This is a genomic window from Tsuneonella mangrovi (genome assembly GCF_002269345.1).
Classification (GTDB): domain Bacteria; phylum Pseudomonadota; class Alphaproteobacteria; order Sphingomonadales; family Sphingomonadaceae; genus Tsuneonella; species Tsuneonella mangrovi.
In genome coordinates this window covers 645,369-667,529 of sequence record NZ_CP022889.1, presented here as the reverse complement: position 1 = coordinate 667,529, position 22,161 = coordinate 645,369, and the positions used below count along the sequence as shown (strand labels likewise).

General features: G+C 63.5%; 24 protein-coding genes and 1 tRNA gene. 18 read left to right on the top strand and 7 right to left on the bottom strand.

All coding sequences use genetic code 11. From position 1 onward, the window contains the following. Positions 1-2: 2 nt before the first annotated feature. Genes CJO11_RS03230 through CJO11_RS03215 form a run of 4 tightly spaced genes read left to right on the top strand, consistent with a single transcriptional unit; the run spans position 3 to position 4,340 of the window. Positions 3-1,055 carry a polyprenyl synthetase family protein gene (locus tag CJO11_RS03230; protein ID WP_095011421.1) on the top strand — a complete coding sequence of 351 codons (1,053 nt, stop codon included), beginning with the start codon at positions 3-5 and terminating at the stop codon, positions 1,053-1,055. Next, positions 1,052-2,119, top strand: coding sequence for a saccharopine dehydrogenase family protein (locus tag CJO11_RS03225; RefSeq protein ID WP_169829124.1), 1,068 nt, complete (start codon positions 1,052-1,054; stop codon positions 2,117-2,119). The genes CJO11_RS03230 and CJO11_RS03225 overlap by 4 nt, the downstream gene beginning before the upstream one ends. Then, on the top strand, positions 2,116-3,267 hold the full coding sequence (locus CJO11_RS03220) for an acetoacetate decarboxylase family protein (protein WP_095011419.1): 1,152 nt from the start codon (positions 2,116-2,118) through the stop codon (positions 3,265-3,267). The genes CJO11_RS03225 and CJO11_RS03220 overlap by 4 nt, the downstream gene beginning before the upstream one ends. After that, a complete protein-coding gene (locus CJO11_RS03215; protein WP_095011418.1) occupies positions 3,264-4,340 on the top strand; it encodes a hypothetical protein in 1,077 nt (358 codons plus the stop codon). Before CJO11_RS03220 ends, CJO11_RS03215 begins: the two co-directional genes overlap by 4 nt. On the opposite strand, the gene CJO11_RS03210 is transcribed toward CJO11_RS03215, so the two are convergent. After that, complete coding sequence (locus CJO11_RS03210; protein ID WP_169829123.1) at positions 4,337-6,271, bottom strand: TIR domain-containing protein; 1,935 nt, start codon at positions 6,269-6,271, stop codon at positions 4,337-4,339. The genes CJO11_RS03215 and CJO11_RS03210 overlap by 4 nt on opposite strands. A gap of 138 nt (positions 6,272-6,409) precedes the next feature. Beyond that, positions 6,410-6,496: transfer RNA gene (locus CJO11_RS03205), tRNA-Leu, on the bottom strand. 176 nt (positions 6,497-6,672) lie between these two features. Here CJO11_RS03205 and CJO11_RS03200 point away from each other — a divergent pair. Continuing rightward, positions 6,673-7,617, top strand: a complete 945-nt coding sequence (locus CJO11_RS03200) for a complex I NDUFA9 subunit family protein (RefSeq protein WP_095011416.1) — start codon at positions 6,673-6,675, stop codon at positions 7,615-7,617. Positions 7,618-7,623: 6 nt separating this feature from the next. Here the strand turns inward: CJO11_RS03200 and CJO11_RS03195 are convergent, their stop codons facing one another. The 3 genes from CJO11_RS03195 to CJO11_RS03185 form a co-directional block, all read right to left on the bottom strand. After that, positions 7,624-8,112 (bottom strand): NfeD family protein, encoded by a 489-nt coding sequence (locus CJO11_RS03195; protein ID WP_095011415.1) that lies wholly within the window; start codon positions 8,110-8,112, stop codon positions 7,624-7,626. Further along, positions 8,112-9,119 carry an SPFH domain-containing protein gene (locus CJO11_RS03190; RefSeq protein ID WP_095013187.1) on the bottom strand — a complete coding sequence of 336 codons (1,008 nt, stop codon included), beginning with the start codon at positions 9,117-9,119 and terminating at the stop codon, positions 8,112-8,114. The genes CJO11_RS03195 and CJO11_RS03190 overlap by 1 nt, the downstream gene beginning before the upstream one ends. Before the next feature lie 287 nt (positions 9,120-9,406). After that, the gene (locus CJO11_RS03185) at positions 9,407-10,294 is read right to left on the bottom strand and encodes a dienelactone hydrolase family protein (RefSeq protein ID WP_095011414.1); all 888 of its coding nucleotides are present in this window, start codon (positions 10,292-10,294) and stop codon (positions 9,407-9,409) included. Positions 10,295-10,477: 183 nt separating this feature from the next. Between CJO11_RS03185 and CJO11_RS03180 the strand changes: the two genes are divergently transcribed. Beyond that, entirely contained in the window at positions 10,478-12,634 is a 2,157-nt protein-coding gene (locus tag CJO11_RS03180; RefSeq protein WP_338064655.1) for a PQQ-dependent dehydrogenase, methanol/ethanol family, read from the top strand. Between the two features lie 144 nt (positions 12,635-12,778). Next, positions 12,779-14,203 carry an aldehyde dehydrogenase family protein gene (locus CJO11_RS03175; RefSeq protein ID WP_095011412.1) on the top strand — a complete coding sequence of 475 codons (1,425 nt, stop codon included), beginning with the start codon at positions 12,779-12,781 and terminating at the stop codon, positions 14,201-14,203. A 59-nt stretch (positions 14,204-14,262) separates the two neighbouring features. Here the strand turns inward: CJO11_RS03175 and pyk are convergent, their stop codons facing one another. Beyond that, complete coding sequence (gene pyk, locus CJO11_RS03170; protein WP_095011411.1) at positions 14,263-15,729, bottom strand: pyruvate kinase; 1,467 nt, start codon at positions 15,727-15,729, stop codon at positions 14,263-14,265. Positions 15,730-15,780: 51 nt separating this feature from the next. On the opposite strand from pyk, the gene CJO11_RS03165 reads away from it, so the two are divergent. From CJO11_RS03165 to CJO11_RS03155, 3 genes are all read left to right on the top strand, one after another. After that, a complete protein-coding gene (locus CJO11_RS03165; protein ID WP_095011410.1) occupies positions 15,781-16,095 on the top strand; it encodes a DUF1244 domain-containing protein in 315 nt (104 codons plus the stop codon). Positions 16,096-16,176: 81 nt separating this feature from the next. Then, a complete protein-coding gene (locus CJO11_RS03160) occupies positions 16,177-16,413 on the top strand; it encodes a DUF2312 domain-containing protein (protein WP_095011409.1) in 237 nt (78 codons plus the stop codon). Between the two features lie 62 nt (positions 16,414-16,475). Then, positions 16,476-16,964 carry a GNAT family N-acetyltransferase gene (locus CJO11_RS03155; RefSeq protein WP_205651099.1) on the top strand — a complete coding sequence of 163 codons (489 nt, stop codon included), beginning with the start codon at positions 16,476-16,478 and terminating at the stop codon, positions 16,962-16,964. Here the strand turns inward: CJO11_RS03155 and CJO11_RS03150 are convergent, their stop codons facing one another. Continuing rightward, positions 16,965-17,726, bottom strand: a complete 762-nt coding sequence (locus CJO11_RS03150) for a CPBP family glutamic-type intramembrane protease (RefSeq protein ID WP_095011408.1) — start codon at positions 17,724-17,726, stop codon at positions 16,965-16,967. 54 nt (positions 17,727-17,780) lie between these two features. Between CJO11_RS03150 and CJO11_RS03145 the strand changes: the two genes are divergently transcribed. Genes CJO11_RS03145 through CJO11_RS03110 form a run of 8 tightly spaced genes read left to right on the top strand, consistent with a single transcriptional unit; the run spans position 17,781 to position 22,158 of the window. Next, the gene (locus tag CJO11_RS03145) at positions 17,781-18,524 is read left to right on the top strand and encodes a YebC/PmpR family DNA-binding transcriptional regulator (protein ID WP_095011407.1); all 744 of its coding nucleotides are present in this window, start codon (positions 17,781-17,783) and stop codon (positions 18,522-18,524) included. Continuing rightward, positions 18,524-18,874 carry a DUF3147 family protein gene (locus CJO11_RS03140; protein ID WP_095011406.1) on the top strand — a complete coding sequence of 117 codons (351 nt, stop codon included), beginning with the start codon at positions 18,524-18,526 and terminating at the stop codon, positions 18,872-18,874. The genes CJO11_RS03145 and CJO11_RS03140 overlap by 1 nt, the downstream gene beginning before the upstream one ends. A gap of 10 nt (positions 18,875-18,884) precedes the next feature. Next, complete coding sequence (gene ruvC, locus CJO11_RS03135) at positions 18,885-19,355, top strand: crossover junction endodeoxyribonuclease RuvC (RefSeq protein WP_095011405.1); 471 nt, start codon at positions 18,885-18,887, stop codon at positions 19,353-19,355. Beyond that, positions 19,355-19,669: an antibiotic biosynthesis monooxygenase family protein gene (locus CJO11_RS03130; RefSeq protein ID WP_095011404.1), complete on the top strand. Its 315-nt coding sequence runs from the start codon at positions 19,355-19,357 to the stop codon at positions 19,667-19,669. The genes ruvC and CJO11_RS03130 overlap by 1 nt, the downstream gene beginning before the upstream one ends. After that, positions 19,666-20,013: an ArsC family reductase gene (locus tag CJO11_RS03125; protein ID WP_095011403.1), complete on the top strand. Its 348-nt coding sequence runs from the start codon at positions 19,666-19,668 to the stop codon at positions 20,011-20,013. The genes CJO11_RS03130 and CJO11_RS03125 overlap by 4 nt, the downstream gene beginning before the upstream one ends. A 12-nt stretch (positions 20,014-20,025) precedes the next feature. After that, positions 20,026-20,598, top strand: coding sequence for a nicotinamide riboside transporter PnuC (gene pnuC, locus CJO11_RS03120; protein ID WP_095011402.1), 573 nt, complete (start codon positions 20,026-20,028; stop codon positions 20,596-20,598). Further along, the gene (locus CJO11_RS03115; protein ID WP_095011401.1) at positions 20,595-21,104 is read left to right on the top strand and encodes an AAA family ATPase; all 510 of its coding nucleotides are present in this window, start codon (positions 20,595-20,597) and stop codon (positions 21,102-21,104) included. The genes pnuC and CJO11_RS03115 overlap by 4 nt, the downstream gene beginning before the upstream one ends. A 31-nt stretch (positions 21,105-21,135) precedes the next feature. Then, the gene (locus CJO11_RS03110; protein WP_095011400.1) at positions 21,136-22,158 is read left to right on the top strand and encodes a glycerophosphodiester phosphodiesterase family protein; all 1,023 of its coding nucleotides are present in this window, start codon (positions 21,136-21,138) and stop codon (positions 22,156-22,158) included. Positions 22,159-22,161: the final 3 nt, after the last annotated feature.

Here is a 22,161-nt window from a genome sequence, read left to right as displayed (position 1 = left end):
TGATGGAGGAGGGGGCGACAAGCGCGGAAAGCGCCGCAGGATGCCTCCCAGCCGGGCTGCTCGACCGATACGCCAGCGCCACCCGCGGGGAACTGACGCGCTACCTCACCAACCCTTCGGTTGCTCCGTTCCTCGACGATCTTCTGGCCGATTATCCCGGGCGTGGCGGCAAGATGATGCGTCCGGCGATCTGCATCGCCAACGCGCGCCTGTTCGGCGGTGAGCTGCAATCGGTTGTGCGCTGTGCTGCTGCGGTCGAGCTGTTGCACAACGCGCTGTTGATCCACGACGATATCCAGGATGGCAGCGAAGAGCGGCGGGGCCGCCCGACGCTCCACGCGCTGCACGGCGTGCCCTTGGCGATCAATGCCGGTGACGCGCTGATGTTCACCGCCTTTCGCCCATTGCTCGACGCGGTTCGCCCTTGCGGGCCCGAGGTCGCCCGCCAAGTCATCGATGCGACGATCGAGATGGCGCGCCAGACCGCCGAAGGCCAGGCGCTCGAGCTGGGGTGGCGCGACAACAACGTCACCGGGCTGACGACCGCCGATTACTTGCGCATGGCGCTGAAGAAGACCGCGTGGATGGGGATGATCTGGCCTGCGCAACTCGGGGCGATTGTCGGCTCGCGCGGACGCGTCGACCCCGCCCGGTTGATGGGGTTCGGCCATTTCCTTGGCATCGCGTTCCAGATCGAGGACGACTTGCGCAACCTGACCGCCGATCCGGGCTACGGCAAGGAGCGCGGGGGCGATCTGTTCGAAGGCAAGCGAACGCTGATGCTGATCCATGTCCGCGAGGCAGCGAGTGCAGCCGAGCGCAAGCGGATCGACGCCTTCCTTGCCTGCGATCGCGGCGAGCGCGGCCGGGCCGATGGGCAATGGCTGGCCGAATTGATGCACGAAAAGGGCTCGATCGCCTATGGCAAGCGGGTAGCGGCGGCGATGGCCGGATGCGCCCTGGAGGAATTTGACCAAGCCTACGGCGAATGCCCCGAAGGCGAGGACCGAGATTTCCTGCTCGGCCTTGTCCGCTGGATTTTCGACCGCAAATGACCGGGCATGTGCTCCTTTATGGCGCGACGGGTTTCACCGCGCAGAAGATCCTCGAGGAGATCGCCGGTACGATGCCGTTGGTCATCGCGGGGCGCGATGCCGAGCGGGTCGCGGAAGTGGCGGACAGGTTCCATCTCCCATGGTGTGCATTCGACCTGTCGGATCACGCCACGATCGTCGACGCGCTCGACGGCGCCTCGGTCGTGCTCAACGCTGCGGGTCCGTATCTCGATACCGCAATACGGATGGCCGATGCCTGCATAGAGGCGGGGTGCCATTATCTCGACCTCGCCGGGGAATGGCCGGTGTTCGGGCAGCTTCTCGCGCACGACGAGGCAGCACGTGAAGCGGGGGTGATGCTGCTTCCCGGTATGGGGTTGACGATTGCGGCGAGCGATTGCCTGCTCAAGCGCGCGGTCGAGACCTGGCCCGACACGGTCAAATTCTACATCGGATTTTCGTGCCTGCACGCCGTTTCGGCTGGTAGCGTGGCGAGCGCGGCGCGGGTGTTCGATGCCGATCTTGTGGTGAGGCGGGACGGGGAGCTGGTGCCGGTTCCGGCCGGCAGCCTGGTGCGCGCGTTCGACTTCGCAGGCCGGTTGAGCGAAGCGACTGCAATGACCTGGGCAGATGTCGTGACCTGCGAGCTTTCGACCGGGGTCCGGAGCATCGAGACTTTTACCGAGCAGCCATGGTGGCACCGCTCGAGCTATCGCATGGCCGGGCTCACTGCGCGGGTTACCGGGGCGGGGCCGTGGCGCAGCCTTGGGGCCGCGACATCGAAGATCTGGCCGGAGGAGCCTCCCGGCGGCTTACCCGAAGGCACCGGCTATACCTTGGTGGTCGAAGCGCACGATCGCTGGCGCCGGCCCCGTGTGATCCGCATGCACGTACTGGACGGCTATTCGGCAAGCGCGCTGACCTCGGCCGAAGCCTTGCACCGGATCCGCGATGGACAGGTTCAACCGGGTTTCCAGACCCCGTCACTGGTGTTCGGATCCGATTTCATCGTCCAAGCCGGCGCAGCCGAGTTCGTTGCCACTCCCAGGGAGGCAACGGTATGAGCGATCATTGGCATTCGCGGCTCTATGTCCAATCGGCCGCCAGCCAGGATGTGCCGCCGCCCTACCATTTCCCCAAGGTGACGGTGAATTCCTTCCTGTGGAAGGCGCAGTTGCCGGCGGTGCAAGCATACTGCGACAAGTTCCTCAACCTCGGCTCGCGCGAAGAGCGCGGCTTCGAATACCGTCCGCTGTCAAGCTGGCCGTACCTGATGCTGATGTTCCTCGACTATCCCGAGATGGTCAGCTCGAACCGCCTGCCTGAGGATACTGGTGAAGTTCCGTATCCCAATCGCGGGACTACCAGTCAGCGCGAGGTCTTCGTTTCGATTCCGGTGATGCGCTACGGCAATGGCACCTCGGGCCTCTTCACTAAAAGCGAGCCCAACTGCATCCTTCCGTTCATCGTTGTCGACAAGCCGTGGTCGTGCGTTTGCGGGCGGGAAATGCTCGGGCTGGGCAAGCTATTGGCGGATATCGACATCGGCGAATTCGAATTCCCCGACAGCTTCAGTGGTTCGGTCATGATGCCGGGCTGGAAGACCGATGTGCCTGGCGAGTATCAGGAGATGCTGCCGTTTCTCGAAGTCACGACCGGCCCGCTTCTGCCGACATTCAGGCTCGGCGCGAGGCCGGAGCTGTCGCTCGCAACGTTGCTCGACAGTCCGGCGGTCGCCGCCGCGATCGAACGCATGGGCGATCTATCTAATTTCGTCGATTACATTTCGGCTGGTCTCATCCCCACCTCGATGCGCACGGTAGGCCTCAAGCAATACCGCGACGCCGCGCATCCGGAAAAAGCCGTCTACCAGGCACTGGTCACTTGTCGTTCCCACTATACGAACGTCCGCGACCTGCGATTGTATGATGAAATGGATGTATTGATAAAGTTCCACGATTTCGGAAGCTTCCGCGACATCCTGCGGGTGTTTCTCGATTTGAAAGAGGAACGCCCACCGGGATGTATCTCGACCAGCCCAACAGCGGCCTTCCGGTTCACTGCCGACGTCGACTACGACCTGATGCGGGTCATCCACGAATTTCCGATCGATGCCGGAGATGGAATTGTCGCACGGCCCGGGATGAGCGACCTGACCGCGCGCTGGTTCCGTCCGATCAAGGGATTGTTCGGGAAAGGAGCGAGGCGATGACCGAATTCGTCGAATCGTTCACCACTCAGCAGTTGATCCCCCCCTGGATCGCGACCGGGTCGCGCATCTGGAATTTCATCATCAAGGCGCACCCGCTTTGCATGCAGGAGTACCTCGATACCCATCTGAATTCGGCGGGTCCCGATCGGTCGCCGTATTACTATCGGGCGACGGCGGGTGACTGTATCGGGATGCTCACAGTGGCCGACCACGTCGATTTCTCGAGCGGCTACAGCGGCAAAGAGGGATGGGACACCCTTGCGCACAAGGAAGTGTTCTGGTCGTTTCCCGCTGAGCGCTACGAAGTGAACAAGGACAACCTGCTAGGCGACCACAAGATCGTGTGGATCCAGCCGTTCTACTTCGACGACAGTAGCACGGTAATGTTCTCAAGTCGCGAAATCTGGGGCAGCGAGAAGCAGCTTGGCCGCATCACGCTTAACGAAGGATTTGAGCCTGACAACCTCCACATCGACCTTTCAACGCAAGGGTTTCGCGAGTTCAGCCCGAGGTCCAAGTCGCGCGAGCTAGCGGTCATGCACATTCGCATGAAGGAGAATGCCGCTCCGGTCGACAAGGCCTCGCTGATGCTCGCGAACAGGCAAATTGGGTCATTCAGTGGTGCTCTGCTCAGCATTGTTCCTTTCTTCGAAATTCAACCCGATGCGCAGGACGCGGATCCAACCCACTTTATCGAGATCAACACTCTCAAGCAGTTCCGGGACGTGTTCGACATGCAGTCGGCTGCATATCGGGCGATAATCGCTTCGCGGATAAGTCACACTGTTACAAAGATGCCGCAGTTCTATGCAGGCAAAGATGTTGAGCTGTCATTCATGTGGTCGGACACCATGCAGGAACAATTCGTGAAGTTGTTCGGCCTCACCGATCCCCGTCCGAAGGACGAGCACGGTCACACGATCCCCACGCCCGTGCCCGACGACGACTTGCCTGCCGACTGGAGCATGGCGCGGACGAAGGTTGTTGTCGAGTTCGCGATGTCATTCACCTCGAATGCGCGATTCGAAGTCGATCGCACGCTCTATACTTACGGTCCGAAGGACGCCGATTAGGCGGGGGCAGCCAGTGTTTCGCGGATTCCCTCCTTGAAATCGTAAGGCACCCACTCGACGCAATCGGGCCATTGATCTGTGTTGACCCAATAGTCCGCCAACCCAAGCCTGCGGCACAGGCGTGTGATACGTGGTGAACGCAGAGGTTCGCTCCACCGCGCGAGGATCGTGCCAGGATAGTAGATGCTCGGGCGCGCTCCGTCACGATCGAACACGTAATCGTAGTTGGCCCGCTCGGCGAGATCTAGCGCGAACTCGAGCTTACCTAGCGCAGCGATCGAAAGGATGAGGTTGAGCGGCATCGTGCCGGTATCGTCGAGCAGCTTGACATAGCGCGCCACGCGCTTCTCGATCAGGTCCGGATCCATACTGCGTTTGGCATCGGCGTAGGCCTTGGCTGCTCGCATGTCCTTGACCTGCCAGCCGCTGAAATTCTCGATGAAGGGGACTGCCTCATCGTAAGCATCCCAGAAATCGAGGAAGCTGGAACTGTTGACCAACGAAAGAAGGATGCCTGGGTTGTCGGGCCACCGGCGCCTGATCCTGCGGTTCATTTCGATCCCGCCCTCATAGTCGCCGGTATAGAGCCGCATCTGTGATACGTGAAGCTGCGCCGAGGGCATGAGCGGGTTGAGTTCGCAAGCCTGTTCGGCCAGCGCCAGCCCATCGCGAAATCGGCCCACGCTCCAGTAGAAATCGCTCATGTCGGTCAGGATTGCCGGATCGCGCGGCGACACTTGAAGTGCCTTCGATAGAAGCTTCTCGCGCGATTCATAAGAACCCCACGGCTCCAGCTTAGCAAGCGAAGCGTAGGCCCCGCCGCGCCTCGGGTCGAGCTCGAGAGCCGTGTGGGCCGCATGAATCACGCTATCGCGCCCGATGGAGTATTCCCCTTCGTAGAGGCCGGTCCGCAGTTCCCAAGCGCGCGCGGTGGCGAGCAGTTCCCAAGCCGGAGCAAAGTCGGGCGCTCCAGCGATGACCTTTTCCAGCAGTGGGACCGCCCGCGTTGCTGAATCGTCGAACATCGCATCGCCTTCGGCCATCCAGCCTCGAGCACGTATGAATTCTTCGTAGAGATCCGGAGGCATCGATCGCTCCTTGGGTTTCGGGGCGAGGGCGACCTTGAGCGCCTTTGCCACTGCCTGTGCGATCGAGTCCTGCAATTCGAATACGTCTTCTAGGTCGCCGTCGAAGCGGTCGCCCCAAATGGCGCTCCTGGTTGTGCAGTCGACCAGCTCGGCGCTGATCCGCACTCTCGATCCGCCACGGCGGACCGAGCCGTCGAGCAGGTGCGAGACGCCGAGCGCGGCGGCCACCTTGGCAGTGTCCTTGTCTGCGCCGCGGAACTGGAAGCTGGAGGAGCGGGCTACTACCTTGAGGTCGCTGCCGTCAGCAACCGAGCGTTGGATTTCTTCCGAAACGCCGTCGCAAAAGAAGGTCAGCTCCTCGTCCGACGAAAGGTTGTCGAACGGCAGCACCGCGAGCATTCTTTCTCGCAGGGGCCGGGTCGCATGGCGCGTGGGTGCGGGCGCTAGCTCGCGATGCTGCTTGCCTTTTACCAGCTCGGCGATGCTCGCGTCGATCTTGCGCCAGGCAGGAGCATCGCGCTCGCCGTGCCATCCGGTCGCGACTTCGCAGTGCACGCGGTTGAACGGCAGCGGGGGCAACGCCCCGTCAAGGCTCATTTGCACGAGCTTGTCGGCATTATAGGCCATGTCCGCCTCGGCGGGCACCCACCGCGATGCGCGCGCATCCTCGGACCACAGCACAAGTACAGCGGAAGCTGCGGTCAGGTTTTCCTCGATGACGGTCGAGAACGATCGGTGGGCGGGCAGGTCGTCGTCGATCCACACCGTGTAACCGCTGTCGCGCAGGCGCTCGGCCGCCGCACGCGCCTGTGCGGACGAACTGCGGGCATACGAGACGAACACGTCGACCAAACTTCACCCCCGGATTCGATCAATCCGAGTGAGACGATACGAGGCGACGAAAGGCAACACAAGGTTCGCAAACGAGACCGGCTTCGCTCACCGCGCCCGTGGTCCCGGCGCCCTCAAATATCGATGAAATGGTGCCCAGAAGAGGACTCGAACCTCCACGCCCTTGCGAGCGCCGCCACCTGAAGACGGTGCGTCTACCAATTCCGCCATCTGGGCACACATGCGCTCCGGTCATCGAAGTCCGGCTGCGGGTAGGCGGGCGCCACTAGCGAAGCGGGCGGGTTGTTGTCAACGAACTTCGCATGGCGATGCGCAGTTGCAGCGTGCGCTCCATTTTGGCAGGGCGGCCTGGACAGATTCACATCTCCAATCGACCTTCCAGAGGTAGACCCATGGCAACGCGCAATCCCCTCAACGGCAAGCTGGTGACGATTATCGGCGGCAGCGGCTTCGTGGGTGACCATGTGGCCCAGGCGCTGCTCGAGCGCGGGGCGCGCCTGCGGATCGCCAGCCGGCATCCGGAGAAGGGCTTCAAGCTCAAGCCGCTGGCGCAACTGGGCCAGATCGAATTCCTTCCGTGCGATGTGACCAAGCCGCACACGGTTGCCGCGGTTGTTTCCGGATCGGACGCGGTAGTGAACCTCGTGGGCACGTTCTCGGGCGATCTTGCCGGAGTGATGGGCGAGGGCGCTGGCAATGTCGCCAGAGCCGCTGCCAAGGCGGGAGCAAGCGCGATGGTCCACGTCAGCGCGATCGGTGCTGGTATCGATTCGGCCAGCGGCTACGCCCGCGCCAAGGCAGAAGGCGAAGCTGCCGTGCTGGCTGCGTTTCCCAAGGCGACGATCCTGCGGCCTTCGGTGCTGTTCGGCGAGGACGACCAGTTCATCCAGATGTTCGCCGGACTGATCGCGATCGCTCCTGTCCTGCCGGTGTTCGCGCCGCATTCGCCGCTCCAGCCGCTGTTCGTTGACGATGCGGCGGAAGCGATTGCCGCGACGCTTGCCGATCCGGCGGCGCACGGCGGCAAGACGTTCGAGATCGGCGGGCCGGAAGCGATCACCATGTTCGAGCTGCACAAGCGGATCGCGGCGAGCGAACATCGCAAGCGCACTTTCATCGAAATGCCCGACATACTGTCGGCGGTTTTTGCCGCGCTCCCGGGTACGCCGATGGGCACCGATCAGTGGATCATGCTCAAGGAAGGCAACGTGCCGAGCGGCAAGCTGCCCGGCATGAAGCAGCTGGGCATTGCTCCGCGACCGCTCGGCCTGTTCCTCGATCGCTGGATGACCCGCTATCGCAAATACGGGCGGTTCAACGAAACCGTCGCCGGATAGCCCGCATCAGGCGGGTGCGGTTCCTTCCTCGCCGCTCTGGTCCTCGATCCGGGCCAGCGGCTCGACGATCAATGTCCCGCCTTCGTAGCCGGTGATCTTGATGCGCGTGCCGGCATCGAGGTCGGGCCCGCGCGCGTTCCACTCGCTGTCACCATGCCTGACCCGGCCCGTTCCACTGGTTATGGCGAGGCTGACTGTCCCGGTCTGGCCGACCAACCGACCCATCCGGTTGTTGAGGAACGGATCGGTGCTTTCGATCGGGTTGTCGCGTACTATTCGCCGTGCAGAATAGACGATGATCAACGACAGGAACACGAAGTTCACGATCTGCAGCGGGACGCCAAAGTCGAGCACATAGGTCAGCGCCCCTGTGACCAGCGCGGCGAGCGCCAGCCAGATCAGGTAGACGCCCGGCACCAGCATCTCGAAGATCGCCAGCAGCAGCCCGAGGGCCAGCCACGCCCAATAGCTATCGATGTCGGTCAGCCAGTCCATCAGCTGCTGCTGCGCCCGGTATGCGGGACCGAGGTACGCGACCGCCCTGAGGGCAGAGGAGTGCCGGATGCCGACGGCACGGTCGACGTAACATTAACGTCGCCCGGCTTGATCGCATCGCGCACCAGCTCGCCGATCCCGCCGAGCGAACCGATCAGCTGAGTCGCTTCGACCGGGAACAGGATCGTCTTGGCATTCGGGCTGGTCGCGAACTTGCCGACCGCCTTGGTGTATTCCTGTGCGATGAAGTAGTTGATCGCCGCATTGCCGCTCTGTGCGATCGCGTCGGACACCATCTGCGTCGCGCGCGCTTCGGCCTCCGCCGCACGCTCGCGCGCTTCGGCGTCGCGGAAGGCGGCTTCGCGCTTGCCCTCTGCGGAAAGGATCGCGGACTGCTTCTCGCCCTCTGCGCGCAGGATCCGGCTCGCCCGGTCGCCCTCGGCCTCGAGGATCTCGGCGCGCTTCAGGCGCTCGGCCTTCATCTGCCGCGCCATCGCCTCGGAAATGTCGAGCGGCGGGCGGATGTCCTTGATCTCGACGCGGGTGATCTTTACGCCCCACGGCGAAGTCGCGTGATCGACCACGGACAGCAGCCGGGCGTTGATCTCGTCACGCTTGGAGAGCGTTTCGTCGAGATCCATGCTGCCCATCACGGTGCGCAGGTTGGTGGTGGTCAGCGCCATGATCGCCGGGTGCAGTCCCGATACCTCGTAAGCGGCCTTGCCCGCTTCGAGCACCTGGAAGAACACCACTGCGTCGACCCCGACCATCGCGTTGTCCTTGGTGATGATTTCCTGGCCCGGAATGTCGAGCACTTGCTCCATCATGTTGATCTTGTGACCCACCCGGTCGATGAACGGGGTGATGATGTGCAGGCCCGGATCGGCCGACTTGGTGAATCGTCCGAACCGCTCGATCGTATAGACGTAGCCCTGGCGGACGACGCGCACGCTGCTCATCAGGAATACGAGCAGCGCAACCAGCAGCAGGATCAGAAAATAACCCATCATAATCTCCTCTGTCCGCATCCTAGCGGGCAGAGGGCGGCGGGCAAGGAAAACCGGATGCGGCCAGCCCGAAAGGCCGTGCGATAGCGGAACGCTATTTCCGGATTAGAAAAGTGTGACTTTGTTCGTGTTGCACACGGGGATTGCAGGACTTTTTCGGCCCGGTGTGTGACTTTCGGGGTCGCGAGCAGTTCGGCGGGCGCGCCGTCGCTTCGGATCGATATCGTCGGTAGGTCGCAAGCCATCGCTTGCGGGTTTAGGACGGTTCGCGCAGAGTAGGAAAGCGCCTAGGCCAACGCAGTTCGGTAAAGCGCGTTGAGCCTGCTCCACGCCTTCTCCGCCTGCGCTTTGTCGTAGACCGGCGTGTCGAGCACGCACCAGCCGTGATCGGCAGGATAAACTTCGATCTCGGCCGGCCGGCCCGCGGCTTCGGCGGCCTTGCGCAGCATGTCCTTGGCTTCGGGTTGCTTGGCATCATCGTTCTGCGCGATTGCGAACAGGAAGCTTGCCTTCGTGTCCTTGAGCATCAAGTGCGGGCTCTGCGGGCCTTCGCGAACAATTCCCGCGCCGTGAAAGCTGGCCGATCCGCGCACCCGAGCAGGGACGGCGGCGGCGGTCCACACGGTGAACGGCCCGCCCATGCAATAGCCCTGCGTGCCGATGCCTTTCGACGTGTCGACCGCGCTTTGCAGGTCGAGCCACTGGACAAGCGTCTTCGCGTCGCGTCCGATCGAATTGGCATCGAGCTTCTCGCGCCACGGAGTGACTTTCTGGAACCCGCCGGTGTCGAGGAAATCCTTGAAGTCGGCGAACTGCGGGGCAGGGGTATCACGGTAGTAGGGATTGGCGACGAGGACCGCATAGCCTTCGCCTGCCAACCTTCCGGCCATCGCCTTGAAGGCATCGCGGATGCCCGCGATGTCGGGCCAGATGATCACTGCTGCCGAGGGCGTTGCGGGATGGACCCAATAAGCATCCATCGTCCCGTCCTCGGTCGGGATAGAGACCATTTCCCCTGCCATCGCCGATGTGGCGCTATCACTGGCAGCGCTCGCCGCGCCGGTCGAACCCTGCGTGCAAGCGACAAGGCCGGTCGCCATCCCTGCTGCGCCGAATTCGCGGCGGCTGAGGCCCCCACGGCGGCGAAATTCGGCAAGATCGGTATCATCGCACATCGGTGCATCTCCCAGTCGTTCAAGCCCCGTCCGGATACAGCCTAGCAGCGCCCAATGTTGCGTCCAGAGCGAGACCGACGAAATTATCGACTCGCATCGGGCGCGCGGTCCTGCCACAAGGTTCCTCGATGCAACCGATCCGGGGCGGAACGATCCCGGGCATTTGCAGCAGAACAGTGGGAGATGAGGATGCGTTTGGGATTGGCGATCGTGGTAGCGCTTGCGCTGCCGCTTGCGGCTTGTGGCAAGATGACGGGCGAGAAGGGTGGCGGAGAAGCCGCCGCCGTTACCCCGCCCACGACCGGCGTGACGGATGCATTGATCGAAGCAGCCGCCGGAAATGAATGGCTGACCTATGGCCGGACTTATTCCGAACAACGCGATTCCCCGCTCGACCAGATCGACGACAAGAACGTCGGCAAGCTGAGCCTCGCCTGGTACGCCGACCTCGACACCGCGCGCGGGCAGGAAGGCACGCCGTTGATGCACAACGGAGTGCTCTACGTGACTACCGCGTGGTCCAAGGTGTTCGCCTACGATGCCAAGACCGGTGCATTGAAGTGGTCTTACGATCCGCAGGTGCCGCGCGAAACTCTGGTTCGCGCCTGCTGCGATGCAGTCAACCGCGGTGCCGCACTCTATGGCGACAAGCTCTACGTCGCCACGCTCGACGGCCGGCTGGTGGCGCTCAACCAGTCGGACGGGAAGGTGGCATGGTCGGTCGTCGCTGTGCCCGACCAGGAAAGCTACACCATCACTGGCGCTCCACGAGCGGCCAAGGGGCTGATCCTGATCGGTTCCGGCGGTGCGGAATACAAGGCGCGCGGATCGATTTCCGCGTTCGACTGGAAGACCGGGCGCGAGGTGTGGACCTTCCACACCGTGCCCGGCAATCCCGCTGACGGATTCGACAAGGAAGGCCCCAACGCCAAGGCTATGGAAGATGCCGCCAAGACCTGGGGCGGCGAATGGTGGAAGCTCGGCGGTGGCGGCACCGTGTGGGACGCGATCACGTACGACCCGACGACTAACCTCGTGCTGTTCGGCACGGGTAATGCCGAGCCGTGGAACCCGAACGCGGTCGATCGCGGTGACGGTGATGCACTCTACACCGCCTCGATCGTTGCGGTGGACGCCGATACCGGTGCATACCGCTGGCACTTCCAGGAAACCCCGGAAGATCGTTGGGACTTCGACAGCGACGCGCAGATCATGCTCGCCGATCTGGAAATCGGCGGGAAGATGCGCCACGTCGCGCTCCACGCGCCCAAGAACGGCTACTTCTACGTTCTCGATGCCAAGACCGGGCAGTTCCTGAACGCGAAGCCGTTTGCGACGCAGAACTGGACCACCGGGATCGATCCGAAGACCGGAAAGCCCAAGATCAATCCCGATGCCCGCTACGAAAAGACCGGCAAGGCCTTCATCTCGCTACCCGGTGCGATGGGCGCCCATACCTGGCAGGCGATGAGCATGAGCGACAAGACCGGGCTGGTCTATATCCCGACCAACCAGGTGGCGCAGGCCTATCTCGCCCAGAAGGACTGGAAGCCGACCGCGATCGGTTACCAGATCGGGCTCGACGGCGGAAAGACCTCGTTGCCGGCCGACAAGGCTGCTCGCGCCGCGGCGCGTGCAATGACCACCGGTGCGTTGCTGGCGTGGGACCCGGTCAAGCAAGCCAAGGCCTGGTCGGTCGAGCTCAAGGGACCGTGGAACGGCGGCACGTTGGCGACGGCTGGCAACCTCGTGTTCCAGGGCAACGCGGCGAGCCAGTTTGTGGCCTACAGTGCCGACAAGGGCACCAAGCTGTGGAGCTTCCCGGCGCAGACCGGGATCGTCGCAGCGCCAATTACCTACTCGATCGATGGCGAGCAATACGTCGCTGTCCTGGCAGGCTGGGGCGGAGTTTACGACCTTGTCGCGGGCGCGGTGGCCGACAAGTCCGGCCCGACGCGCAACATCAGCCGCCTGCTGGTGTTCAAGCTGGGCGGCACCGCCAAGCTGCCGGCGGCCCCGCCGATGGCCAAGCGGGTGCTCGATCCGCCGCCGTTCACGGGAACTGCGGAGCAGGTTGCGCTGGGTAGCGACCTCTATGGCCGCTATTGCATCGTGTGCCATGGCGACGGTGCGATCTCCGGCGGTCTTGTGCCCGACCTGCGGCATTCGCCAACGATCGACAGCCCGGATGCGATCAAGGCGGTCGTGCTCGAAGGCGCATTGCAGCACAACGGAATGGTTAGTTTCGCAAAGGCGCTGACTCCGGCAGATGCAGAAGCGATCCGCCAGTACATCATCAAGCGCGCCAACGAGGACAAGGCGCTGGAAGACAGTAAATAGGCTGGCCGTCCGCAAATCCGGCCCGACCCACCGCAGCAGCGGTGGGCGGTGCCGGGCCGGAGTGGTAGGTTGCGTTCAGAAACTTGGCCGAGTCGCCGCCCCCCCTTTTTCGGCGGCCGGTCCCAACGATAGGAGACCCAGGAAATGGTCGATGCTTACAAGAACCTGATCGATGGCGAGATGGTCGGCACTGCTGCCACGCTCGACGTGATCAACCCGGCGAACGAGCAGGTCATCGCGACTGTCCCGGCGTGCGGCAAGGAAGAGCTGGATCGTGCGGTTGCGGCTGCCCGGCGTGCGTTCAAGACCTGGCGCAAGACCACGCCCGAAGAACGCACCAAGGTCGTGCAGGCGATTGCCGGGGTCATCAAGGACAACGCCGACGAACTCTACCGACTGCTGACGACCGAACAGGGCAAGCCGCATATCCAGGCGCAGCAGGAAATCATGATGACCACCGCGTTCGCGTCGGCGCAGTCGACCCTGACGCTCGACGACGTGATCAACCAGGACGACGATGTGCGCCTCAGCCGCACGCGCCGCGTCCCGGTCGGCGTGGTCGGCGGGATCGTGCCGTGGAATTTCCCGGTGGCGATGGCCTTCCAGAAGATCGTCCCGGCGCTCATCTCGGGCTGCACGATCGTGCTCAAGCCGAGCCCGTTTACCCCGCTCACGACCCTGCGGATCGGCGAGCTGATCAAGGACGTCGTCCCGGCCGGAACGGTGAACATCATCACCGGCGAAGACAGCCTCGGGCCGCTGATCACCTCGCACCCGGACATCAACAAGATCACCTTCACCGGCTCCACCGCGACCGGCAAGAAGATCATGGAAGGCGCCAGCGCAGACCTCAAGCGGATCACGCTCGAGCTGGGCGGCAACGACGCTTCGATCGTATTGCCCGATGCCGACGTGGAGAAGGTGGCCGAGCAGCTGTTCTGGTCGAGCTTTTCCAATGCGGGCCAGATCTGCGTGGCGGCCAAGCGGATCTATATCCACGAGGATATCTACGACGACCTGAGCAAGGCGATTGCCGACTACTCGAAGAACGTGGCCGTCGGGGACGGGTCGCAGCAAGGGACCGGGGTCGGCCCGATCCAGAACAAGAAGCAGTTCGACAGGGTCTGCGAGCTGATCCAGGACGCCAAGGATAACGGCTACAAGTTCCTTGTTGGCGGCGATGTCGACCCGAGCGGCAGCGGCTACTATGTGCCGATCTCGATCCTCGACAATCCGCCCGAGGATGCCCGCATCGTGGCCGAGGAGCAGTTCGGCCCGGTCATGCCGCTGATGAAGTTTTCGACCATCGACGAAGTCATCGAGCGGGCCAACAATTCGGACTACGGCCTCGCCGGTGCGGTGTGGACCAAGGATACCGAAAAGGGCGTGGAAATCGCCGAGCAGCTCGAAACCGGCACGGTCTGGGTCAACGAGTTCCTCAACCTGTCGCCGTTCGCACCGTTCGGCGGCCACAAGCAGTCCGGCTTCGGCGCCGAATACGGCGTCGAGGGTCTGAAGGAATTCACTTACTCGCAGGTGATCACGGTCAAGCGCGACGCGCTGGTCTGATCGACCGGTAATCCAAGAGGGCGGCCGCTGCACTTCCGGGTGCAGCGGCCGTTTTCCTGTCAGCCGCCGTGCTTCTTGAGCTCGTCTCCGCTGAGGGTCACGACGTGAAGCAGGTTGGTCGATCCGGGCGTGCCGAACGGGACACCGGCGAGCGCGATCAATTTGCTGCCGGCCTGCCCGAAGCCGTGGCGCAGAGCCATCCGCTTGCCCTTGGCGATCATCTCTTCGAAGCTGCCGATATCCTTGGTGGCGACTGCGTGCGCGCCCCACAGCAGCGCCATCCGCCGGGCGGTTTTGGTTGAAGGCGTCAGAACGAGCATCGGCACACTCGGGCGCTCGCGGGCAACCCGGCGGGCGGTGCTGCCCGAACCGGTAAAGACCGTGATCGCGCTCACCGAGACCGTATCGGCGATCGTCATGCAGGCATGGGCCAGCGCGTCTGCCGTGGTGCTGTCTGGCGGGGTGTCGAGGAACCGGACGCGCGAGAGGAAGGCATCGTCGCGTTCGACGTTCTGCGCGATCCGGTCCATGATCCCGACCGCTTCTTCCGGCCATTCGCCGGCAGCCGTTTCCGCGCTGAGCATCACCGCGTCTGCCCCGTCGTAGACCGCGTTGGCAACGTCGGATACCTCCGCTCGGGTCGGGGTCGGGCTTTCGATCATCGATTCGAGCATCTGCGTCGCCACGATCACCGGCTTGCCCGCACCGCGCGCGAGGTTGACGATCTTTTTCTGCAGCGGAGGGACTTCCTCGGGATCGAGCTCGACGCCCAGATCGCCGCGCGCCACCATGATCCCGTCGCTCAGTTCGAGAATTTCGTGCAGGCGCCGTACCGCCATCGGCTTTTCGATCTTGGCGCAAAGGGCCGGGCGCTCTGGCCCCGCTCCGCCCATCAGTTTGCGCGTTTCAGCAAGGTCCTCGGGGCGCTGGACGAACGACAGGCCGATCCAGTCGACCCCCTGTTCGACCGCGAAGGCGAGGTCGCGGCGATCCTTCTCGGTCAGTGCCGGGATCGGCACTTCGGCATCGGGCACGTTTACGCCCTTGCGGTCGGAGATCACCCCACCGACCTCGGCCGAGCAGAGAATCTCGTCCTTGCCCGCCTTGAGCACCTTGAGTTTGATCTTGCCATCGTTGATCAGCAGCCGCTGGCCCTTCTGGAGCACTTCGAACAGTTCCGGGTGGGGCAGCTCGACCCGGGTTTCGTCGCCGGGTTCGGGATTGCGGTCGAGCGTGAAGTGGCCCGAATGGCGGATCACCGCCTGCCCATCCTTGAACGTGCCAACGCGCAGCTTGGGTCCTTGCAGGTCGGCGAGGATCGCGATCGGGCGCTGGCTGGTGCGTTCGAGCGCGCGGATCGCCTTGATCGTTTCGGCGTGGGTGGCATGGTCGCCGTGGCTCATGTTGACGCGAAACGCGTCCGCTCCGGCGCGGTGGAGCTTTTCCAGCATCGCCGGATCGCGGCTCGCGGGGCCGACGGTAGCGAGGATCTTGACCTTGCGCTTGCGCGGATCGAGCTTTTGCATGGCTCTCGCCTATGGCAGGGCGAGGTTACATTACAAGGATGGATGGTAACTATGGATACGAATTCGGGTGACCCGCTGGATGCGCTGGACGATGCCGTGGCGGCTGCCGCGTTTCGTCGGCTGGTCCGCCACCTGCGCCATCGCCATGACGCGCAGAACATCGAACTGATGGGGCTGGCGGGGTTCTGCCGCAACTGCCTCGCCGACTGGATTCGCGATGCCGGCTACCCGGGCGACAAGGGCGCGGCGCGCGAACTGATCCACGGGATGCCGATGGAGGAATGGAAGGCGAAATACCAGTCACCCGCGACCGACGAACAGATCGCGCGGATGGATGCCAGCATCGCGAAAAATCGCGCGGATTAGCCGCTCTAGCGGGTTTCGCGAGGGCGGGTCGCAAGCTATCGAACGGCCAACCGATTCTCACACCATTGGAGTTGACTTTACATGGCCGATGCCACCGACGACCGCCTGCGCCTGCTGATCGAGCGTATCGAACGCCTCGAGGAAGAGAAGAAGGGCATCGCCGACGATATCCGCGACGTCTATGCGGAGGCCAAGGCGGTCGGCTATGATCCCAAGATCATGCGCCAGGTCGTGCGGTTGCGGAAAATGAAGCCCGACGACCGGAACGAAATGGAAATGGTGCTCGACACCTACAAGGCGGCGCTCGGCCTCGGCTGACCGCCCGATCGGCGAAGGAGCGGTGCAAGCGTCATGATCATTCTCACTCCGGATGCACCGATGTGACGCTAATCGTCCGCCCGGCCGACGAGCGCGATGCGCCTGGCTGCGCGGCGATCTACGCGCCGTTCGTACGCGATACGTGGGTCAGCTTCGAGCTTGAGCCACCGAGCGAAGCAGAGATGGCACTGCGGATCGCGGAGTACGGTCATAGCCATGCATGGCTGGTGGCGGAGCACGACGGCAAACTTGCCGGGTATGCTTACGGCTCTCCGCATCGGACCCGCGCCGCCTATGGCTCGTCATGCGACGTAGCAATTTACGTCGATCCGGGATTCAGGCGCCATGGCGTGGGCAGGGCACTCTACGGCGACCTGCTCGCACGTCTCGCTGGTCGCTACCATGCTGCTTTCGCCGGGATCGCGCTGCCAAACGATGCCAGCATCGGGTTGCACCAGGCAGTCGGGTTCACTGCAGTGGGCGTCTATCGCGAGGTCGGCTGGAAGCTCGGCGCGTGGCGCGACGTCAGCTGGTGGCAACGCCTGCTCTGATCAGTTGCCGCCGGTCGCCAGGATGAGGCCGATGAACAGCGCGTTGTGCAGCATGTGCATCAGGCACGAGGCCCACAACCCGCGATTGACCCGCAGGTAGCCGAGGAGCAGCCCGAGGATCAGTTGCGGCAGCACCAGCGGAAGCAGCAGCACCGGATGCGCCACGCCGACGAAGTTCATCAGGTGGATCGAGGCGAACGCCGCCGCGCTGAGATAGAAGAACCACCGAAAATGGCGCTGGTACCAGCCGAGCGGCGGTCGACCGCGCTTCGCCCACAGGACGGTCAGGGCCGCCGCCAGCGTCAGCAGCGGAATGCCCAACGTCACCGGAAGCCCGTTCGGGCCCGAGTGGCCGGGGGCGAGGGCGGCAGTCAATGCGCCACCGAGAAGGATCAGCGCCAGTGCGATCCAGTGACCCGCGCGACCCGAAAGCCAGCTGCGAAAAAGCGTCTCCTCCCCGATCGGAGCTAGGACGATGATGTAGGCCAGCAATTCGGGGCCAAGCTTCATGTCGCTCAGCATGTGTTCGGGCAGTTTGATGCCCATTGCCTTGGCCGTGAACATCGCCCCGATCAGCAGCGCCATCAGGATCATGTCGAGCAGGTAAAGCGGGGCGAGCGTCTTGATCGCTGTGCTCGGGCGCAGGGTCGCGCTGTCGGGCAAGACCGGATTGCGCAGGAACCCGCCCAACCGTCTCCACTCGCTCAGGATCGCGCTGGGAATCGTGGGGCCAATTCCGGCCCTTGTCGGCTGCCCGTCCATGCGGCTAATGCCCCCGTCCACCTTATCAGGAAATCACACGGTCAGAACGAACCCATGGCAGGTCATTCCAAATTCAAGAACATCATGCATCGCAAGGGCGCGCAGGACAAGAAGCGCAGCGCGATGTTTTCCAAGCTTTCGCGCGAGATCACCGTGGCGGCCAAGATGGGCACGCCCGATCCGGACATGAACCCGCGCCTGCGGCTGGCAATCAACAACGCCAAGGCGCAGTCGATGCCCAAGGACAACATCCAGCGTGCGATCGACAAGGCCAGTGCCAACGAAGGCGATGATTACGAAGAGATTCGTTACGAAGGGTATGGCCCGGGCGGGGTGGCGTTGATCGTCGAAGCGCTGACCGACAACCGCAATCGCACTGCGACCAATGTGCGCACCGCGTTCAGCAAGAACGGCGGCAACCTCGGCGCAAGCGGGGCGGTGAGTCACGGCTTCGAGCGCAAGGGGATGATCGAGTACCCGGCAAGCGCAGGCGACGAGGAGAAAGTCCTCGAAGCGGCGATCGAAGCCGGTGCCGACGATGTCGAATCGAGCGAAGACGGCCACACCATCTGGACCGAGATGGAAACGCTCCACGAGGTTGCGGGCGCTCTGGAACAGTCGCTCGGCGAAGCGGAAAGCGTCAAGCTGGCGTGGAAGCCCAACATCACCGTCGACGTCGACGAAGGCAGCGCGCAGACGCTGTTCAACCTGATCGACGCGCTCGACGACGATGATGACGTGCAGACCGTGTGGGGCAACTACGAGGTCGACGACGCGATCATGGAGAAGCTGGGCTGATGTGGTCGCTGCTCGCGAAAGCATTGCTCGCGGGCGCGATGATCACCGCGATTTCCGAGATCGGGCGGCGGCTGCCGGCGACGGCGGCGATCGTCGCGTCCTTGCCGCTGGTTTCCGTGCTTGGGATGATCTTCCTTTGGCACGCGCGACCCGATGCGGAAAACATGGCGATCCATGCCGAAGCGACCTTCTGGTACGTACTGCCCAGCTTGCCGATGTTCCTGCTTATACCGGCGCTGCTGCGTTCGGGGACGAGCTTCTGGATCGCATTGCTGGCGGGATGCGTCCTGACCGTAGCGCTCTATCTCGCGATGATGCAGGTCGGGCCGCGCTTCGGCTTGCGGCTGTGACCGCGCTGGCGTGATCATCCTCGGCCTCGATCCCTCGCTCAGTTGCACCGGCTGGGGCGTGATCCGGGCAGAAGGCAGCCGGATTTCGCACATCGCCAACGGGCAAGTGCCTACCCAGGCGAAGGCCCCAATGGCCGAGCGGCTGCATCACTTGCACGATGCGATTGCGGCAGTGATCGCTGCGCACGATCCCGACCGGGTGGCGGTGGAGGAAGTGTTCTCCAACAAGAACCCGCAGTCGACGCTCAAGCTGGCGCAAGCGCGCGGCGCTGTCCTCGCCGCGTGCGGGCGGGCTGGCGTCCCGGTGCGCGAACACGCGGCGCGAGCGGTGAAAAAGGCGGTGGTCGGCACGGGCGGGGCGGAAAAGGCGCAGGTGCAGGCAATGCTCAAGGTGCTCTTGCCGGGAGTCGCCGTCGCCGGAGCCGACGCGGCCGACGCGCTGGCGGTTGCGATAGCCGATGCGCACCTGGGAGGAAGCTGATGTACCTGGTGGTGTTCCGTAACCGCAAACGCGCCGACATGGATGCGGATGCCTACGCTGCCGATGCGGCTGCGATGGAAGCGCTGGCTGCAGCGCAGCCAGGCTACCTCTCGTTCAAGTCATACACCGCCGACGATGGCGAAGTGGTTGCGATCAGCGAGTGGGACAGCGAAGCCTCGGCGCGCGCGTGGGGGCGGATCGCCGAACACCGCGCGGTGCAGGCGAAGGGCCGCGCGGACTACTATCAAAGCTATACCTTGTTCGGGTGCGACGATCCGCTCATCCATGAATTCACGTCAAGGGGCGGAAAATGAGCATCGATTTTTACGGCATTCCCAATTGCGACACCGTGAAAAAGGCGCGCAAGTGGCTGGAAAGGGAGGAGATTTCCTATACCTTCCACGACTACAAGAAAGAGGGTGCGGACGCAGGCAAATTGCGTGAGTGGGAAAAGGAGGTCGGCTGGGAAGTGTTGCTCAACCGGCGCGGCACGACCTTCCGCAAGCTCGACGAAGCCGACAAGTCCGGGATCGATGCGGCCAAGGCGATCGCGCTGATGGTTGAGCATCCCTCGATGATCAAGCGCCCGGTGGCGGTACATCCGGGCGGCGTGCTGGTCGGGTTCGATCCTGCGGCATGGTCTGCTGCACTGGGCTGAGGAACCGGTTCATTGAGTCTGCTTGAAATCGCCGGAACGGTATTCGGCCTCGTCAACATCGTGATGCTGGTTCGCCGGTCGGTGTGGAATTTCCCCGCCGCGATGGTGATGGTCAGCTGCATCGCGGTGGTGCTGTTCGAAGCGCGGCTATACGCCGAGGCCGGGTTGCAGGTGTTCTTTTTCGTGGTGAACGCCTGGGGCTGGTGGCTGTGGAGCGAGGTCAAGGATTCGCACAACCAGGTGCCGGTGCGCTGGATGGGATGGCGTTCGCGAATTATCTGGGCGATCGCGACCGGCGTGGTGAGCATCGGACTGGGGTTGGCACTGTCGCGCTGGACCAATGCCGCCTTGCCGATGGCCGATAGCGTGGTAACCGGGATGAGCGTCGCCGCGCAGTTCCTGCTCAACTTCCGCCGGATCGAGAACTGGGTGCTGTGGATCGTGATCGATGTCGCCTCGATTGCGCTCTACGTGATCCGCGACCTCCACCTGCTGGCAGGGCTCTATGTCGTGTTCCTCGTGCTGTCGGTGCTTGGGCTGGTGGAGTGGACCAAGGCCGATCGGCGCGGAGAAGCGCCAGCGTGATCCGGGTCTGCTTCCACGGCGCGGAAAGCACCGGCAAGTCCGTGCTCGCCAAGACGCTTGCCGCCGACCTGGGCTGCCCGCTCGTCCCCGAATACGGGCGTACGTATGCCGAGGAGGTCACTACCGATTTCACGATGGCGGACTTGCTGTCGATCGCACGCGAGCAGGACAGGTTGATGCGCGCCGCTTGCGTGGACAACCCGCCCCTGGTGCTGCTCGACACCGACCCTCTGATGACCGCCGCATGGGCGCAGATGCTGTTCGGCGAAGTGCCGGAGGAATTGCTTACCTACGACAAGGCTGAACTCTACCTGTTGTTTGCGCCCGATGTGCCGTGGATTGCCGACGGGACGCGGTTCTTCGGCACGGCCGAATTGCGCGCGAAGTTCGCGGCGACGGCGCAGGACATGCTGGAACGGACGGGCGTGACTTACGAAGTCATTTCGGGCGACTGGAGCGAACGGGAAGTGCAGGTGCGCGCCGCGATTGCGCGCGTGCTCGGTTGACGTTCGCAATGGCGCTGCCACAACCGCCTCCATGCGAATCTTCCTCGCCCTTGCGGCACTTGCCATGACCGTTCCCGCCACCGCTCATGCCCAACTGATCATCGCCCATCGCGGTGCCAGCGGCGAACGGCCCGAGCATACGCTGGCGGCTTACGAAAAGGCGATTGACGATGGTGCCGACTACATCGAGGCTGACCTCGTCGTGAGCAAGGACGGGGTTCTCGTCGCGCGGCACGAAAACGACCTGACGGATACCACCGACGTAGCGGACCACCCCGAATTCGCCGACCGCCGCAAGGCGAAGGAAATCGATGGAAAGCTGATCAACGGCTGGTTCGCAGAAGACTTCACGCTGGCCGAGCTCGAAACGCTCCACGCCAAGGAGCGCTTGCCCGGCCTCCGCCCGATCAACGCGCAGTTCGACGGGCTCTACCAGGTGCCGACGCTGGCGCAGATCGTCCGGCTGGTGCGCGCGAAGCAAGCCGAGACGGGCCGCAAGGTGGGGCTCTATCTCGAACTCAAGCACCCGACCTTCCTGCTGCAGGAGCAGGGCATCGATACCGTCGACCTCCTGCTGCTCGATCTTAAAAAGTACGGTGTAACAGCCGACTACCCGGTGTTCATCGAATGCTTCGAGGTCGGGGCGTTGCAGCGCCTCAAGCAGCGCAGCCGTTTCAAGCTGGTCCAGCTGGTCGAGCGCGAAGGTGGCCCGGCAGACGAACCGGGGATGAGCTATGCCAACATGGCCACGCCGAGCGGGCTCGCCGATATCGCCAAATATGCCGACGCGATCGGGCCGGATTTCCGCGAGCTTGTCGACCCTGACGGCAAGCCTACCGCGCTGGTCGCCGATGCCCACGCCGCAGGCCTCAAGATCCACGGCTGGACGCTGCGCAAGGAAAATGCGTTCCTGCCGCCAGCGCTCCAGATCGGCACCAATCCGGCGGCGAAGGGCAACTACGCGGCCGCGTTCAAGGCGATTGCTGCTGCCGGGATCGACGGCGTGTTCACTGACGATCCGGGCCTCGCGGTGAAGGCACGCGCGGCGAAATAAGGG